The 17180-nt window shown below is 57.0% G+C and carries 13 protein-coding genes; 6 read left to right on the top strand and 7 right to left on the bottom strand.

Annotation, left to right across the window (positions count from 1 at the left end):
• Nucleotides 1–5: 5 nt before the first annotated feature.
• Nucleotides 6–1595: a hypothetical protein gene (locus KJ970_20350; protein MBU2693276.1), complete on the bottom strand. Its 1590-nt coding sequence runs from the start codon at nucleotides 1593–1595 to the stop codon at nucleotides 6–8.
• 278 nt (nucleotides 1596–1873) lie between these two features.
• On the opposite strand from KJ970_20350, the gene KJ970_20345 reads away from it, so the two are divergent.
• Genes KJ970_20345 through KJ970_20335 form a run of 3 tightly spaced genes read left to right on the top strand, consistent with a single transcriptional unit; the run spans nucleotide 1874 to nucleotide 4107 of the window.
• Nucleotides 1874–2023, top strand: coding sequence for a hypothetical protein (locus KJ970_20345; protein ID MBU2693275.1), 150 nt, complete (start codon nucleotides 1874–1876; stop codon nucleotides 2021–2023).
• A 9-nt stretch (nucleotides 2024–2032) separates the two neighbouring features.
• Nucleotides 2033–3049, top strand: coding sequence for a fructose-bisphosphate aldolase class II (gene fba / locus KJ970_20340; protein ID MBU2693274.1), 1017 nt, complete (start codon nucleotides 2033–2035; stop codon nucleotides 3047–3049).
• Complete coding sequence (locus KJ970_20335; GenBank protein ID MBU2693273.1) at nucleotides 3049–4107, top strand: AraC family transcriptional regulator; 1059 nt, start codon at nucleotides 3049–3051, stop codon at nucleotides 4105–4107. Before fba ends, KJ970_20335 begins: the two co-directional genes overlap by 1 nt.
• Nucleotides 4108–4187: 80 nt before the next feature.
• Here KJ970_20335 and KJ970_20330 read toward each other — a convergent pair whose 3' ends face one another.
• The 5 genes from KJ970_20330 to KJ970_20310 form a co-directional block, all read right to left on the bottom strand.
• Complete coding sequence (locus KJ970_20330) at nucleotides 4188–7223, bottom strand: HEAT repeat domain-containing protein (protein ID MBU2693272.1); 3036 nt, start codon at nucleotides 7221–7223, stop codon at nucleotides 4188–4190.
• A gap of 21 nt (nucleotides 7224–7244) precedes the next feature.
• Entirely contained in the window at nucleotides 7245–7979 is a 735-nt protein-coding gene (locus KJ970_20325; protein ID MBU2693271.1) for a TIGR00730 family Rossman fold protein, read from the bottom strand.
• 196 nt (nucleotides 7980–8175) lie between these two features.
• Nucleotides 8176–11103 (bottom strand): S8 family serine peptidase, encoded by a 2928-nt coding sequence (locus KJ970_20320; protein ID MBU2693270.1) that lies wholly within the window; start codon nucleotides 11101–11103, stop codon nucleotides 8176–8178.
• 262 nt (nucleotides 11104–11365) lie between these two features.
• Nucleotides 11366–11938: a DNA-3-methyladenine glycosylase I gene (locus KJ970_20315; protein MBU2693269.1), complete on the bottom strand. Its 573-nt coding sequence runs from the start codon at nucleotides 11936–11938 to the stop codon at nucleotides 11366–11368.
• Nucleotides 11935–13464, bottom strand: a complete 1530-nt coding sequence (locus KJ970_20310; GenBank protein ID MBU2693268.1) for a redoxin domain-containing protein — start codon at nucleotides 13462–13464, stop codon at nucleotides 11935–11937. Before KJ970_20310 ends, KJ970_20315 begins: the two co-directional genes overlap by 4 nt.
• A gap of 230 nt (nucleotides 13465–13694) precedes the next feature.
• Between KJ970_20310 and KJ970_20305 the strand changes: the two genes are divergently transcribed.
• On the top strand, nucleotides 13695–14039 hold the full coding sequence (locus KJ970_20305; protein MBU2693267.1) for a PAS domain-containing protein: 345 nt from the start codon (nucleotides 13695–13697) through the stop codon (nucleotides 14037–14039).
• Between the two features lie 35 nt (nucleotides 14040–14074).
• Nucleotides 14075–15052 carry an ROK family protein gene (locus KJ970_20300; protein MBU2693266.1) on the top strand — a complete coding sequence of 326 codons (978 nt, stop codon included), beginning with the start codon at nucleotides 14075–14077 and terminating at the stop codon, nucleotides 15050–15052.
• 38 nt (nucleotides 15053–15090) lie between these two features.
• Here the strand turns inward: KJ970_20300 and KJ970_20295 are convergent, their stop codons facing one another.
• Nucleotides 15091–16209, bottom strand: coding sequence for a methyltransferase domain-containing protein (locus KJ970_20295; GenBank protein ID MBU2693265.1), 1119 nt, complete (start codon nucleotides 16207–16209; stop codon nucleotides 15091–15093).
• Between the two features lie 320 nt (nucleotides 16210–16529).
• Between KJ970_20295 and KJ970_20290 the strand changes: the two genes are divergently transcribed.
• Nucleotides 16530–17171 carry a succinate dehydrogenase gene (locus tag KJ970_20290; protein ID MBU2693264.1) on the top strand — a complete coding sequence of 214 codons (642 nt, stop codon included), beginning with the start codon at nucleotides 16530–16532 and terminating at the stop codon, nucleotides 17169–17171.
• Nucleotides 17172–17180 lie beyond the last annotated feature (9 nt).

The following is a 17180-nucleotide window of genomic DNA, read 5'->3' as shown; positions in this document are numbered from 1 at the left end:
AGCATTTAGGGTATCAGCCAAATGTCGATTCCCGAGACCTCCTGTGCATCGACAATTGTAATGGGGCTTGCATGAGCATCGTCATTCGTGCCGGGATACCAAGTGACACCCTGATTATCCCCAGCGTTGCTGTGCTGAGCGCCGATAATGAATTCACCATCGGGCAAGCCCTCAATACGATAGACGCCGCTCTCCGTTGATCTCCATCTATGGGACCAGGCCCATTCCCCGTCAGGAGATTTGGCAACGAGGTATCTTCCGTTGACCGGATTGCCGCCCGGCGTATAGACATGTCCGCTGATGGACCCGCCTCGCTCTAAAAAAATATCCACTTCCTCGAGCTCGATTCCCGCAGACAAGACGATCGGCGTGGCTTCTTCAAAGGATGTGGCGCGATCGAACCATTGCGGTCTCCATGGGCAAGAATGGTAACTATACTTGCTCCAAACGACATTGAATTTATATGTGCCGGCCGAGAAAAGAGGTATCCCTATTATATTGTCCTTCGCGAGATTGACCGTTGTGATATGAGCGCCATTTTGATCATAGACTTCTATGGCGGCACTTAGGTTTTCCCAGGCCGGGTCTGCGTTAAGATTGCAGGCAAATCCACCAACCCAGAGGGGGTCCAAGAATATCGTTGTACCCGGAACAATTTCAAATTCATAGCCACCAGGGTAATCCTCTTGACCGATCCAATAATCCGTTTCGCCCACGGATACTTTTATACGAGCCCACCCCGAGGCGAAAAGAGGGATTTCGTATTCGCCCCGTTCGTTGACAGACGACCGGCCCACCCAGATGGAATCGGGGCCGATGACATCCACATAGGGCCGGCTGAAATCAGAATCCGCCCATGGCCCCGAAAGAATCCCCTGAAGAGTACACGGTTCCGGGAGGGGGTTTTCCCAGGAGGTCATTTCAGAAGGAAGGATTTCGAAGGGTTCCGCCAAGCGGCGGTCTAATGTTGGCGGAAGCCAGAAAGAAGATTGCCACGAGTAATCACGGCTGGCGATCTCAAGTTGCAGCTGGCACTTCCCGGGAGGAAGCACAGGAAATTGAGCATAGAACGCATTGTCGAGAAAACCGACACTCCGGCGGGCGTAAGATTGGGTGAAGGAAGAATCCGTAACACTAATGTTTACTTTATTTCCAGCAAAACCGGACGCAAGAGATGAGTGGAGTTCGAATCCGCCAAAGACAAAATTTACAACGGCGGAATCACCCTCATCAACAATGCGAATGGTATCGGCGTTAGCCCTTTTCAGCTGGGGCCCAGAGGCGGAATACCAAAATGTACTCACCGAACTAATCCCCAAAATCGAAACGCCATAATTACCTGGAGGAACCGCGAGATCGAAGCGGCCCTCGCTATCGGTTTGAATGGAAGTTTCCAGGTGGTAACCATTTGTCTGGGCATCCATGCTGACAATTCGAACCCATGCATTAATTACCGGACCGTTCCCGCCGAGAACCTGCCCGGCGATTTTCTCCTGCCCGGGGTGCGGCGCTGTCGCGCAGTCATCGTCACCGCAACCGCCCGATAAAACGGCAAAAGTTATAAAAAGCAGAATACCGGCGAGATGATCTCGCATGGCCGCCTCCTCTTTTCCCGTTCACAACAGAAACATCACGATTCATGTACAAGAAGCATAAGGGAACATGCCCCGGCAGACAAGAGGGCTAAGACGCCAAATCCAGAGCAGCGGGGGCCACAGACCGCCCCTCGCCCCTGGCGCAGGCCAACCGCGGTTGTCATCTTTCGAGCGTCCGCGGGGCGCTATCCGTCATCCGATGCTTCTCGGCCCCGCGGGGGGGGCGCTTTGCTACCGTTGAAGATGCGCCAACGCGCAGTGTTGGAAGGGGTTATGGCGTGAAGACAGCCGGCCTTGATCCTGGCGGCGCTGTTCCCGTCCCGCCGCGGCGGGAGAACCAAGGCCGGCTGGACATGCCGCGGGATCTCTGGTTTGATGAATCGGTTGATCCGGAGGCGGCTCGAAGCAGTTACAATCGCAAGCCATAGGAGGTAGTCATGCCCCTCGTTCCCATGCGTGTTTTGTTGGATCACGCCGCCGAAAACGGATACGGCGTCGGAGCCTTTAACGTTAACAATATGGAGCAGATTCAGGCCATCATGGCCGCGGCCAACGAGACGAACTCTCCCGTGATTGTACAGGCCAGCCGCGGAGCCCGCGCCTACAGCAATGACAATTACCTGCGGCATCTCATGCTGGCGGCCGTTGAGCTGAACCCTAAAATCCCGGTCGTCATGCATCAGGATCACGGCAACAGCCCGGAAACATGCCTGAGCGCGATTGAAATGGGATTCACGTCGGTTATGATGGATGGATCATTGATGGCTGACGGCAAGACGCCCTCAACTTATGAGTATAATGTAGAAGTTACAAAAAAAGTGGTGGGCGCAGCGCACGCGAAGGGCGTAACCGTAGAAGCGGAGCTGGGGACCCTCGGCGGTGTTGAAGACGGCCACGGCGCCGGATTGAGCGGGGCCGAAGCGATGTCGCACCTGACGGATCCCGCCCAGGCGGAGGAGTTTGTGGCGGCCACCAATTGCGACGCCCTCGCCGTGGCGATCGGAACAAGCCATGGGGCTTATAAATTCAGCAAGCGTCCGACCGGCGATGTCCTGCGGATGGAGATTATCGCCGAGATACACAAGCGCCTTCCCGAGTGCCACATGGTGATGCATGGCAGCAGTTCCGTTCCGATGGAGCTGATCGAGATTATCAATAAATACGGCGGGAAGATGCCGGAAACCTACGGTGTTCCTGTTGAGGAGATTCAACGCGGCATCCAGCACGGTGTTCGCAAGGTCAATGTGGATACCGACAACCGGCTGGCGATCACCGGCGCGATCCGCAAGGTTTTTATGGAGAAACCGGAGGCCTTTGACCCTCGCGACTATATGAACCCCGCCCGCAATGCAATGAAGGAAGTGGTGAAAGCGCGGATGATCGCTTTCGGGCAAGCCGGCTGGGCGGATAAGGTGCCACGGAAGACGCTCGAGGATATGCGGAAGAAATACTAGTGGGCGGATTAGACAACGGCGGCGACTCGAAGAACGGGGACACCAACGCCGTCAACCACCTCGATGGCGCGGATCATCAGACCGACCGGGAGCGCAAGCGCTTGCGCGGCGAGTATGTTTCGCGGATCAATCGGGTCATTGATTATATCGAACGGAACCTGAGCGGCGATCTCTCCCTCGAGACGCTCGCCGGTGTCGCCTGCTTTTCCCGGTTTCATTTTCATCGAATCTTCAGCGCGATGATGAGCGAGACACTGAATCAGTTTATACAAAGGATTCGTGTGGAACGGGCGGCGATGATGCTTGATGCGAATCCTCAAAAGACGATCACGGAAATCGCCCTCGACTGCGGATTTTCAGGGTCCGCGGCTTTCGCCCGGGTTTTCAAAGAAAAATTCAACATGAGCGCCAGCGAGTGGCGCAACGCCGATCCGGCGAGCAAGATTCGCAAAACGAAAAGCAAGGGGCGGGAAGCGATTGGCAAGATCCGGAAAGACGATCACGGATCCATCCTTCATATTGAGTCGGATCGATTAACCCAAAAATGGAGGATGGAAATGAACAACATGACCGATGCCCAGGTTGAAGTTAAGGAAATGCCGGAGCTGCATGTGGCTTACGTCCGCCATGTCGGACCCTATGCGGGCGACGCCAAACTCTTTGAGGGTCTCTTTAACAAGCTCATGTCGTGGGCGGGGCCCAGGGGGTTGCTGCGGTTCCCAGGAACCCAGGTGATCTGTGTCTACCATGACGATCCCAAGATCACCGAGGAAGACAAGCTGAGAACGAGCGCTTGTATCACTGTTCCAAAGGGAACTCCGGTCGACGGTGAAATCGGTGAGATGGATATCCCCGGCGGCCAGTTCGCCGTCGCGCGCTTCGAGCTCAGCTCAAACGAGTACGCGGCGGCGTGGAATGCGGTAATGGGCGGATGGCTTCCGGAGAGCGGCTATCAGCCCGATGACCGCCTTTGTTATGAGCAGTACCTCAACGATCCCAAGACTCATCCGGAAGGCAAATGTATCGTGAACATTTGTATTCCGGTGAGGCCGCTATAGTTTTCTTATTCTATCCGCACCCGGCCGGATAAAGCCGGGTGCGGGGATTTCCGCTTCGATTTCCCGTGGGTGGCGGCCGCCTAGTCCATCCGCTCCGACGCCTTTTGATACATTCTCAGAACCAGCGGGTCGAACTCATCCTGCATCCGGAGTCGCACAAACCCAGCCGTGTCTTCATCACCGAGGGCCAGGAGGCTCTCAACCGCCGCCACGCGGGACATCGGATTTGTCTCATTCTTTGGGCGCTTCAGCTCTGACATTAATATATCGCGTCCTTTGGATCTGGCGAGAAGCGACTTTTCGTCGGTGCTGTCGCGAAGAGCGGCGGTAATATCCCCAAGCGTCCTGAGGCGGAGCGCGCGCTGTGTCGCCCCTCGGGCGAGACTTGCCGCCAGCGGATCAAGCGCTACGACGCCGAATCCACGGAGGGCGGATGAGGCCGCGGAGCGTACGGTGAATAGCGGATCAGAAAGAAGATTTGTTAAAGCGGCGACGGCTGTTGAATCCTTTAACGCCGCTAGGGCCACCGTCGTGGTGATCCGCCGCCGCTCATTTGCATCCGTCAGAAAGGGCCGTAAACGGGGCGCAGCGTGTGAATCACCGATGCTGCCCAGGGCATAGATAATACGGGTCCAATGCTTGTTCTGTTTCCTGTCGGCGAGCATTTCCTCGAGCGGCGCGCGGGCGTCGGTTCGATGAAGGTCTCCCAATAAGCCGATCACGTTTCGCTGGACTTGCTCGTTCTCATCATTGAGCCGCGGAAGGATCCGCGCTGTGAACTCGTCGGGATAAGCCTCGGCCAGCTCACTGATCGCCCGAAACTCCAATCCGTCGCGCGATCCCAGCTTCTCTTTAGTTGCATAGTCAACGGCCGGCATCCCTTTTGCGATGAGAGCCTTCCGGGCGCGGCGGACTTTCTCGCGCGCATTCCCGACCTCCCAAATCGACGCCGTCTCGAAGAGCTCCGCCACATCGCGGAGGGAGTCCTCGGCCGTGAGGACGATTTCGGGAACCACTTCGCCGGGAAGTTCAAGATTGCGGTCCAGATCGATACCGAGACCGTAGGTTTGCTGCTCCCAGACCGCGCCGTTCTCACCGAGGGCGTTGCGGGGATAAACGTCGCTTCCCTCGAGATCAAGAAAGATCCCCGTGCCGCAGAAACCACGCGCCCAACGGGAGCTTCCTTGGCTCTCTTCAAAGGTCGCGTAGAAGTCATCCCCTTCTTCGTCGATAAAGATGGCCGTGGAATTTGTGATACTCATCGCCTGGCCGCCGCTCACGGTATAATAGTCATTGCCGCCTTGATCCAGCAACATGCCGGCGGAGAGATCGTGCGCCGTTCCCTGGGTGACGCCATTTTTCGAGATATAATGGTCGTCGCCGCCGACATCCCAAAGAGAACCGATGGCGAGGTGAACACCGGCTCCCTGGGCATATTGTGTCGCATGATAGATGTCGTTTCCCGCCCCGTCATAAAGGAAACCGAGCGAGTACCAGTAGCCGACGCCTTGGCAGTAGACCTCGCCATTGTAAAAGTCGTTCCCCTCTTGATCGATGAGGATGCCGACACCGCCTGCGGCGCGGGGGCGGAATCCGATCGAGTAGCCTTGTGAGAGGGATTGAAAATCATGCGGCAGAAGGGGCCGGTGGAGATACCGTCCGCCCGCACGATAGGTGTCGCTTCCTTTTTGGTCATAGAGCAGCCCCGCGCCGAATGTCGAGGCGAACCCTTGTGATTGGCGGGCGCAAACATAGGAGTCGTTGTCGTCGAAGCGGATCGGTGTCGCGCCGGTTCCGGGCACCTTGCGCATTCCTGCCGTGAAGGCGCGATCCTCTTCCGGCTCGGGTCCCGGGGGGGACGGCGTTGTACAATCCGAGATGAGGGCCCCGAGACCGAACGCACCGGAACCCTGGCAGAAGTTACGCCCGTCAAAGTGATCGGCGCCGGCCCCGTCATAGAGAAATCCGGCGCCAAAAAATCCGGCGCCCAGCGAGCCGTCAGCGCCCCGATAAATATCATCACCGGCGAGGTCAATCAGCGCCGCCACACCAAGCACAGCGCCGCCCAGGGCAAAATCGTAATCACGCGCCTCATAGAGATCGTCGCCCTTAAAATCGACAACGGCGCTGAAAGCGCGGTGGAGTTCTCCGACCGCCGAGGCGGCGCGGCCGCGATAGGTGTCATCCCCGCCCGGTTCAATGATAAAGGCGATTTTCTGGAGCGCCGCGGCGGAATAGTGATTCGATGACGGACCGCCGATAACGAGCAGTCCCCAGGGGGTTTCATGTACGGCGGTGAGGAGGCCCGCCACGCCTTCGAGCTCCACGGTGGCCTCTGTTGGAGGCAGCCCGGCGACGCCCTCCGTTAGCGCCGCCAGCGCCGATATAAAAACGCGGGCCGCATGAGTAACGGCGGGCCGGTTCATTTTCACGGCCAGATCAAGGATAGGGTCCTCGCGGAGCTCACTCGTTGTATCAACAGCCGCGCCGATTTCAAAATGCAACTTCCCCTTCCGGAGCTTCTCGGCCGGCTCATCCCAGTCACCCCAGAAAACCGGGGCCGACATGAGCAGCAGATCCTTCTCGGCGCTTGTGAAGTGTGCGAAAGAGGTGTTCAACGCCAGTTCGGCGTTTTGAACCTGTTGAACAAACCGGGTCAGAAGTGGAACCATATCAACGCCGGACCACGCTTCACCGGTGCCGGGCCAATGCCCAGAGTCAAACGGCGCGGTGTCGGGCGCATCACAGATCTCTCCAAGACGTCCGATCAATTCAACGGGGTTCGAGAATATCTCTTGAAAATCATTAACCGTCTGTTTCTGCCATGCAGGGAGCTTCAAGGGATTGTTTAAGATATTCTCGACAATCCCGAGTCGGAAGGTATCGTCTTCCGCGTAAAGTTTATCGAAACCGAGCTCGGAGGGGCGGATGTCCAAGTAGTTGAGCGCCTGGTGGAGCGTCGACGATGTGAGGGGATCAAGGCCGTCGATCAGCGCATCCTCGGCGGCGGCGCGGGTGGCTGCCGCGCAGATCGATAAGGCCGGGATGAGCAAGAGTATAACGGCAAAATGAAAAGTACGGGTGGAACGGCGCGAAAATTTTTCTAAGCGAGTCATAATCCCTCCGGGTCCAAAGAGTCACTTCTTCTCATCATTGGGAAGATATCCAAATCGGCGGCAGGCATCAACAATCATTGAGACGGCTTCTTCCGGATCATCCGCCATTTGAAACAAATCCATGTCGACCGGTGAGATGAATCCCGTCTGCAAGACGCTGTCTCGAAGCCAGGCGATAAGGCCGGCCCAGTGATCCCGGCCGAAGAGAACGATGGGAAATTGTTCAATCTTGCCTGTTTGGGCCAGGGTAACGGCATTCATCAATTCGTCAAGCGTCCCCATGCCGCCGGGGCAAATGATAAATCCCATTGAATATTTTACAAACATCAGTTTTCGAACGAAGAAGTAGCGGAATTTGAGAGAAATATCCTGATATTCGTTGGCGTCCTGCTCGAACGGCAGCTCAATATTGCATCCGACCGATCGCCCGCCCGCCTCGTGACACCCCTTGTTCGCCGCTTCCATGACGCCGGGCCCGCCGCCTGAGATGACGGCAAAACCCGCGCGTGCAAGGCCGGCGGCCATCTCTTCAACCTGACGATAGAGTTCCGTCTCCCGCTCCAATCGCGCCGAACCAAAGATAGAGATCGTCGGCCCGAGGGGCGCGAGTGTGTCGAATCCTTCTACAAACTCGCCGAGGATCCGCAGAACCCTCCATGTATCGCTGCGGCGGAAATCGGCCTCTCCATAGCGCGGTGATTTGAACAGCTTTCGGTCTTCGTCCTGGAATGGTTTTCGAAGCTTCTTTTGATCCATTCTTTTCTCCCTTTTCGCATTGCAGGTGAGATGGGCGATGAGGGAAGTCTACTCCGGCTTGATGGGGATCACAACGAAGGGAGAGGCAAGAGATCCAAAAAACCAACCCCCCCGCGTTAACGGGGGGGTGGTTTTTTGCGAGTGGAACCGGCAGGCACGCAGCGTTTCGATGCCCGCCGGATCCAGAGTGGAAACGTTACTTCAGAAGCGTCAGCCGACGACTCTGTACGAAGGCGCCCGCATCCAGACGATAGAAGTATACACCGGAGCCGACGCTGTTCCCCAGATCATCTTCTCCGTTCCAGGGAATATTATGGGTTCCGGATTGGAGCATGCGATCCACCAGGGTGCGAACCAGTCGTCCGCCGGCGTCATAAATATCCAACCGCGCGTGGGCCGGATTGCTCAGGCGGAAGCTGATCGTTGTCGCGATCGATGTTGACGGATGGAACGGATTCGGCTGGTTCTGCGACAGCTTCGCTACCGGTGCGCTCACATCTATCTCCGGCGTGCCGGAAATAAAGGGTGTGAACTTCACGATGGAGAAGTCATCGATACCGGCTTCAACCAAACCACCGGTGTTGAGGTCGCACGCGACAAAGCGGAAAACAACCTGGTCGGTGAGTGTGATCTTGGTGGACAGATCGACGAAAACATAGTTCCAGCTGTTGGCGGCGTTAGGGACCCGCTCCAACTCGACCCAATCGGTTCCGCCGTTGCTCGAGACGTCGACGGCGAACTCGTCATCGGTGGAGTTCCCGGTTTCTCCGTACCAGCGCCAGTAGGTGACGAAGCCTTTCTCGGCGCCGCTGAGGTCGAAGGTGGGGCTGAAGAGGGTTGTGCAACCGTCGTCGACATCTGCTTCTCCGACGGCTCCGCCGACCGAGCCATTTTCCGTAACGAAACATTTCACGCCGGGCGACGGCGTGTGATCGTCTTCCGGTTGAACATCGGTGCCGTTGTAATTCGTACCGATCGGATCAACCCGCTCCCAAATACCTGAAGATGCGGCATCGCCGGGAGCCCCGATAATCCAGCCCGGATCATCCGGATCTTCGGCATTGTAGCTGTAATACTCTTCCGCGACATAGAGGGAATGGTATTCCAGGGGTGCGTTGACCGGATAGACGCTGGTCAGGCCGGGACCGTCCTCCGCCCAAGCATAGTAATCGATTTTTGTGCCGGCGGGCCGGCCCGGAAGGCTGACGGAATATGTGTCGACCACCAGGTTCATCGCGACACTTTCCCACGCGCCGTTGTTGGCGCGATAATAGAGCCGCACTTCAGCCACTGTGCTGAAATCGATCGCTTTAACGGTGAAGACGTAGGGGCCGGATGTGTCGGTTGTTATGCCGCCGGGTGTCAGATTGGACAGGGTCGGACCGGCGATATCGGTGATGAAGAAGTCCTGTGTGGTCATTTCATTGGCAACGAGTTCAACATCAGCCGTTTGCGGCGCGAAACCAACGGCGCTGGCCCGCGCCTGCTGGGTTCCGGCCGGAGCCGTTCCATGATAGTAACCACTGAGATCGGTCGTAAAGGTATGACCGGTATCAAGCAGCTCAACCTCGGCATCGGCAATCGGCACCGCTCCCCAACTCGCGTTGCGGACATGGCCCTGAATTTCCCCGAAGCCTGTTGTGGCGGCGATAACCGCAGCGTAGGCGTCGATAAATCCCCAGCCGAAGGTGTTGTCTTCACCGGTGGTTCCTTCGTCGCGGGCGGTATCCATGATAATTTGTTTAATCGTGTCGACATCGATATCAGGGTTGGCTTCCCGCATCAGAGCGACGACGCCGGCGACGTGGGGGCCGGCCATCGAGGTTCCGCTCCAATTGGTTTGTTCATAGCCGCCGCCTGGAACCGAAGAGTAAACAGTGACACCGGGAGCCACGACCTCGGGCTTGATCACCGCTTCAGATGGGATACCCGGGCATGTCGACGGGCCGCGGCTCGACCAAGTGGCGATCGGATAGGGCCAGCTGTAGTTTGTGGCATTGACGGCGCCGACCGAGAATGAGTTGTAAATCGTAGTGGCGCGATCGGGGGGCGAGCGCAATGTAGACGCGCCGCTTCCCTCGTTGCCGGCCGACCAGGTCACGCAGACGCCGGCGGCTTCGCAATTGTCTATGACATTCCACCACATATCGAAGCAGTCGGAATAGCCGAGGCCTTCATAGACGCCCCAGGAATTTTGTACAACATCTGGGACGTCGTCTTCGGTTCCGGCATTACCGTCGGGATCGGCGAACCATTGGAATGCGGTAAGAATGTCATTATCAAAAGCGCTGCCGACACCCTGATTGATGGCGTTGCAGGAAATCCACTTAGCGCCCCACGCGACACCGATTGTATCATCGGTGGCTGCACCGAGGCCGGTCATGGTCCCCATCGTGTGCGTGCCATGATCGTTGCCGTCGGATGGGAATTGTGTGCTGGAGCCCAAAACATCCAGCCAGCATTCCTGCCAAGGTTCCTGGCCGTTATAGCCCCGCCAGCGCGTGTTCAATGCCGGATGGTTTCCATCGACGCCGGTGTCGAGCCCGCCAATGAGGACGCCGGTGCCGTTGTAACCGAGTTGGTACCAGACCTCGGGGGCGCGGATGGCCCGCAGACCGGGTGTGACGCCGATACCCCGTTCACCGGATTCACGGATCTCGCCATTGTCGCTTGGAATCCGCACGCCGACCGGCTCGATCAATTCCGCCGTAAAGTTCGCTTCCACAAAAGCGACATCCGGCCGTGATGCGATTTGTTCAATCTCAGCCTTCGTCGCGTGGACGACCAGGAGATTGGAAATCCAGTAGCCCGTGTAGCCGAGAACGCTTCCGTTCATGATGTCCGCATCGAGCCTGTCTCTAAGGGAGCGCTGCGAATCGGTCACGGATTGCAGCGCCGTGATAACCTCTTCGTGGCGTGCTTTGCGTGAAGCCTTGCGGACCTTGAGATCTTCATTGATCGAAGCAATAGGAGCCTGCTCCGACATATGTACAATGACACTGAAATACTGATCTTGTGTCAAATTATCGAGTTCGGCTTGTAGCGCGGGGTGTATCGTTCCCGCCATCGAAGCCCCCGCGGTTATCAGTAGCAGAATCACCGCGAGATTGCGCGCAGCACTCATTAGTTCTCTCCTCCCCCCCGAGTGGGATTTCCGCTGTGATGGGTTGATTGACATCCTGTCCACGAGTCCAACAGCCGCCCCTCCCCGGGGCCGCAACTGAAAGAAATCTCGCCGGGTAGCGCTTTCGCGCCAACCGAAACCCGTAGATGGCCTTCATTATAACACTTTTGATAGCAGATCACTAGAGGGTAAGAATGGGGTGGGGCCCCGAAGGTAACGCCGCAACCGGCTTCGCCACAGTTGGTTACGGGGCCAACGCTTTTCAGGGTTTACGGCGCACCGGTTCATACCGAAAGCAGCCGACAAGATGATCGTTCACCAGCCCGGCGGCCTGCATATAGGCGTAGCAGATGGTGGGTCCGACAAAGCGAAAGCCCCGGCGCTTCAGATCTTTGCTCATGGCCTCCGACGCGGGTGTCTTGGGGGGGATCTCTTTTAATGTCTTCCAGGAATTCTGCTTTGTCTTGCCCCCGACAAAAGACCAAATGTAAGTGTCGAAAGAGCCGAACTCCTTTTGCACTTTTAGAAAAGCCTTGGCGCAGGCGACGGCCGCTTCAACCTTCAGCCGGTTGCGGACGATTCCCGGATTTTGCAGCAGTCTTTCAATCTTCGCCGAGTTAAAGCGCGCCACCTTGTTGGGATCGAATCCCGAGAAAGCCTTGCGGTAGTTTTCCCGCTTGCGGAGGATCGTCAGCCAGCTGAGTCCGGCTTGCGCGCCGTCGAGAATGAGAAACTCAAAATGTTTAATATCATCATGAACGGGGACGCCCCACTCCTTGTCGTGGTATTCAACATAAAGCGGGTCGGCGCCGGGCCAGGGACAGCGGTTTTTCATGAGGGCTCCTCCAACAACTCCTTGACCAGCTCCTTGAGGACTTCACCGCGGGCTCCGCCGCCCGCCGCGACGACATGGCCATCCGCGTCAAGCAAGACGGGGAAAGGGATTGCGGGAACAGTGTAAGCCTTGGCCAGCTGATTTCCCCATCCCTCGCCGGTGTAGATCTGGGGCCAGGTCATATTCCGGGAAGCCATCCATGCGCGAAAATCATCGATGGATGTACGGTCCGCGCTGTCCTGGGAAATCCCAAGAATGATAAACTTATCAGTTGGGTAGGTTTTGGTGAGCTCGACCAATGTGGGAATCTCGGCCACACACGGCCCGCACCAGGTCGCCCAGAAATCGAGCAGGGCGACACGGCCGCGAAGCTTGTCGAGGGTCCACTCTTCGCCGTCAATATCCGTCGCCGTGAAATCAACAGGGCCGGAGGCGCGTAGAATCAGCTCGTTCAATTCATATCCCTTTTCAATCTCGCGAATCCTTTGCCGCCCTCCCTTGAGGAAGCGGTCGACTAAAGGCTGGAGTTCTTCGATGTCGGGCGTTGCGCCGGATTTGAAGACAATCGCTTCGGCCAGCGCTTCGCTCTTCCAGCGCCCATCAGGGAGCTTGTCGGCGGTTGCGATAAAGTCGGAAACCGCGCGGGCGGCCTCATCCGGCTGGATTTCATCATGAACAACGACATATTCCGCGACCCGCGCCTTTGTGTTCCACAGGGCCGCTTCCGCGGCGCCGGCGCTGTCGGGATACGATGACATGATCTTTGTTGCAATCGCTACGGCCTCGGGTCTGCCGGCGATCCACTGCTGCTGCAATCCGGCCAGCTGTGTCGTGGCGTGCAGAGCGCTCATGTCCGCGGCATATTGATCTGCGACCGCGGGATGCATTTTTGAGAAAAGTTGAAGTGCGGCCAGCCGGCGGGCGGTAATCTCTCTGCAGAGTTTGGTTTTCACCGAGCCCGGGAAAACGGCGCAGCGCCGGTATGTATCCCAGAAGGTTTTATTGTAATAGGCATCAAGGGTATCGATGTCGGTAAAGACCGGATCTCCGGCGGAACTCACCGAGGGTAAGGGACCCTCGAGATCCTTTAGCTGCGCCGCAAAGTTGGCCTTCATCTTTGTGATCAGCGCTTCCCAATCGGCATGGTCGCGCAGCTTGATGAGATCGGGGTCTTCGTTCACCCATTGCCAATCGGAATATCCTTTGTCCGCCGCCTTTTGAAGAGCAGCGATGGCTTCATCGGGATGATTGGCTATGGCTTGGGCGCAGGCGATATCATACTGGGCGTTGGGGCTGCTCGGCGCCAAGCGCGCCACCTCGGCGAATTGAACGAGGGCGGAGTCAAGATCACCTTTTTCTATCGCGGCATAACCCAGGCGGCTGGCGTTGCGCATCGACTGAATCGTCGCGTCATCAAGCGGTTCGAGTTTCGCCGTCGTCTTCTCGCCGCCGCACCCCACAATCAACGAAAGGCAAACAACAGGGAGAATGATTAGTATAAAGATATGAATCCGGGATAATCTCATTTTCGGGTCCTCCATTCCGGAGTTTCGATCAGATGGCCCGCTTGTGGAATCCTCGGCGTATTTCCTTTCCGGCCCATAGCGGGATACAGCATGATGAAGACAGCCATTGGGAGAGCCTAACCGATTCCCGGGTGGGGTGCCAGAGTCTTGTAACTCCTTGCCCCGCATGATATATAAGAAGGCCGGATCGCATCCCTGCCGCCGTGTCTACAGGAAATGAAGGAGGGGAAATGCCGGATGCCAAAATGCTGGAAGCCTTTTTGAACAGCCTAAAAAATCCGTTTCTCTTTGTTGATAATGATCACATCATTCGCTATATGAACAACGCCGCGGCGCGACATTACAAAGAGGGTGTGGCGTTGCTCGGCACGTCGATCTTCGATTGTCATAATGGTGAATCCAATGCGGTGATTAAAAAAATATTTGCTGAAATGAAATCGGGCCTCGACGAGCGGATGATCACCGATAATGAGAAATACAGGATCTATATGCGGGCGGTTCGTGACGAGAAGGGGATGTTGTTGGGCTATTACGAGCGCTATGAACCACCGGTGAAAATGGTTCCCCCGGCCTAGGCCGTTGGAAGCGTGGCGCCCTTGGGGAGGCTGCGATGATGCTGCTCGGTATCGATATCGGGGGAACAAAAACCGCGGCCTGCCTCGGGGATGGCGAGGGGAAGATTCTCGCCTCATTGCGCATGCCGAGCCGGCCGGCGGGGGAGCTTGAGACTTATTTCGCGGAACTTGAACAAATGTGCGCGGGCCTTCTCCGCGGCGCTGCTTTATCCATCAATCATGTCGACGCCATCGGAATTTCAGCCCCTGGTCCTTTGAGCGTTAAGCGCGGGATGCTCCTTGCGCCGCCGAACAACCCCGGCTGGGTGGATATTCCTATTGTCGAAAGAGTCAGCCGGATGTTTAACCGCCCCGTAGCAATGAATAATGACGCCAACGCCTGCGTCCTTGCCGAGAATTTTTTTGGAAGCCATCGCGGCGTGGAGAATATGATTTATCTAACCTGCAGTACGGGGATGGGTGCGGGGATCATCGCCGCCGGCCGCCTGATACAGGGGATAAATGATATGGGCGGAGAGGTCGGGCATCATACGGTGGAGAGAAACGGTCGAGACTGCGCCTGCGGCCGCAAGGGCTGCTGGGAGGCCTATGTCGGCGGCCGGAGTGTCGGAAACTACCTGCGGGAAAAGATCCTCTCTGAAAAGATCGAGACAAGGATACTCGACCTGGCCGCCGGGGATCCTGAAAAGATCGGGCACCATACCTTGTCGGCGGCGACGCGGGCCAATGATCCATTTGCCTTGGTGGAGTGGGATGATTATGTGGAAAGAATGGCCCAAGGGATCGGCAACCTTATCATGGTGCTGAATCCGGAAGTGGTCTTCCTCGGAACGATTGCCGTCAACGAAGGGGAGCTGTTGTTAAAGCCCCTCCGCGAAAAGCTGAAAAAGTATACCTGGCATTGGCCGCGGGAGGCCTGCCGTGTCCTGCCCAGTTCGCTGGGAAAACAGATCGGCGACCTGTCGAGCCTTGCGGTCGCCAAGGCCTGCGTGGATATCCGGGCGGCCTCATGACGAAAGCCGGCCTCTGCGACAGGTAGGGGCCGCGACGGCTACGGCCGGCGATAAAACAAATAGACATTCGGCTCCATACAGGCAAAAGAGAGGGTCCCGCAGAAGCAACGGCGCATCCAGGGGTTTCGATAGAGCAAACGCTTCAGTCGCCCCGCCCGCGGATGATACCCTTCTTCCACGGAGTGTTTCAAAAACTCAGAAAAAGCGTTTTTAACATTCAATCCCTGCCGGCGGAGCAAGCGCGCCACGGTGGGCCGCGGAATGTAGAAGGTTTCTTCAAGCTCGTTCTTCATTGAATCAAAGGTCCGGCCGGTCCGGCGGAGACGGTGCCAGAGGAGCGCGACCCAAGACGCCGGGCCGTTGGGCAGCCAAGTGACAAAAGGTGTGTCGAGGTGTCCGAAATCATAAGGGAATAAGCCGTTGGGGCCGTAACAGAGCAGTCCCTGCCGCGAAACACGCGCCATCTCCTCGAGCGAAGTTCTCCAGCGAGGCAGGTGCTCGAGAGTCGCCGTGGACACCAACAAGTCGATCGATCCGTCTTTAAAGGGCATCTGATTGGCGTCGCCGCGAATGACCTCGGTATCGGGATCGCGCAGCCAGGCGACCTCCATCCACTCCGGATCGATATCGAGCAAGATCGCCGTCTCGGGTTTGTACCGCTCGCGAAAAGCGCTGAGGGTGCCCCCCTGCCCGCCGCCCAGATCAAGAATAGTCTTCGGCGGCTCGGCGAGGTAGTGATCCGCCGTGCGTACGAACTTTCCCTTCTCCTCGGTATGAGAAATTCGGTACTCGACATCCATTTCAGCGCGCACCCGGAGTTTCTCAGAGCCGCCTTTATAGGCGACCTTGTCCAAGACCTGCCGGCGGATTCGGTTCTCGATCTCTGCGGGGGAGAGGCGTTCTTCTTCGATGACGGATGGGGAATCGGCCCGATCTTTGCCGCATGCATTCAGCATGGCGTGTTCGCTCGCCGTGAAGGCCTCCGGCGTTATCAGGCGGGGCACCCATGAGAGGACGGGATAACGGGTCTTACAGAGACGGCAGGCGAGCACGCCGTCGCGCAGGCGCCCCTCGGGGCTGACGGCTCGCCGGTGGGTGATGTCGAGGCCGCCCCGGCAGAGGGGGCAGCAGAGGATATCGAGGGTTTGGCTTCTCATAAGTGTCCGGGTTTTTGCCGCCCTCCATCCGGAGACGTCACTCAATCTATGCCACCGCCCAACCAGTATTATCACCAAAAGTAAAGCGTAGCATTGCCGTTTTGAATTGTCCATGTGCCGGTGCGGCCGCCGCGACGCCATTTCGCGGACGTGGATTCCCCGGGGGTGGAAAAAACGGATGTTTGGATGTTGTTTCGCTTCCTTCTTGTCCCGGATGGGATCATCCGGTAATCTGAAGTGCTGAGTCTGTGGCTATTGCAAGGATAGCCGCCTTCCCGCCGAAACGTTTGTCGGAATCAAGAGGATTAAAGGAGACGCAGATGTCCTCCACTGTCATTGACCGGCATTTCGCCCTTCGCAAACTTCACAGCCTGCTCGGATTGATCCCCATCGGCGCCTTTCTAATGTTCCACCTCTTTGAGAACTCTTTGGCTCCCAAAGGCGCTGAGTATTTCACCGAGCATGTGGTCTATAAAATTTCACATATGCGCTTTGTCACCATAATGGAAGTCTGCATCATTGCCCTGCCGATTCTCTTTCATGGCATCTATGGTGTCATTATGTGGTTTCAAGGGCGGGCCAATGTCGGGCGGTATGGTTACTTTAGAAACTGGATGTATACGCTGCAGAGGTATACCGGCATCATCACCTTTGTCTTTATCCTGACCCATGTTTGGGAAACCCGGATGCAGGTATTGCTGGGCAATCTGGCGAAAGAAGGCTTGTACGCCAAAATGGCGCAAATCTTCAGCACACCGCTCGGATCCATCTGGTATGCCATCGGCATCTTGTGTGCTGTTTATCATTTAACCAATGGTTTGTGGTTGATGGGCATCACATGGGGCATCACCATTGGACCTCGTTCCCAGAAGATTTCCAGTTGCATTTTCGCGGTTGTCGGCCTGTTATTGTTGGCGCTGGGCGGACAGGCGCTCCTCGGTTTTAACGCTTCCGCACATTAGTCTCTGGAA

This window comes from Candidatus Eisenbacteria bacterium (genome assembly GCA_018831195.1).
GTDB lineage: Bacteria > Eisenbacteria > RBG-16-71-46 > CAIMUX01 > JAHJDP01 > JAHJDP01.
This window is presented reverse-complemented; position numbering and strand designations above follow the sequence as displayed.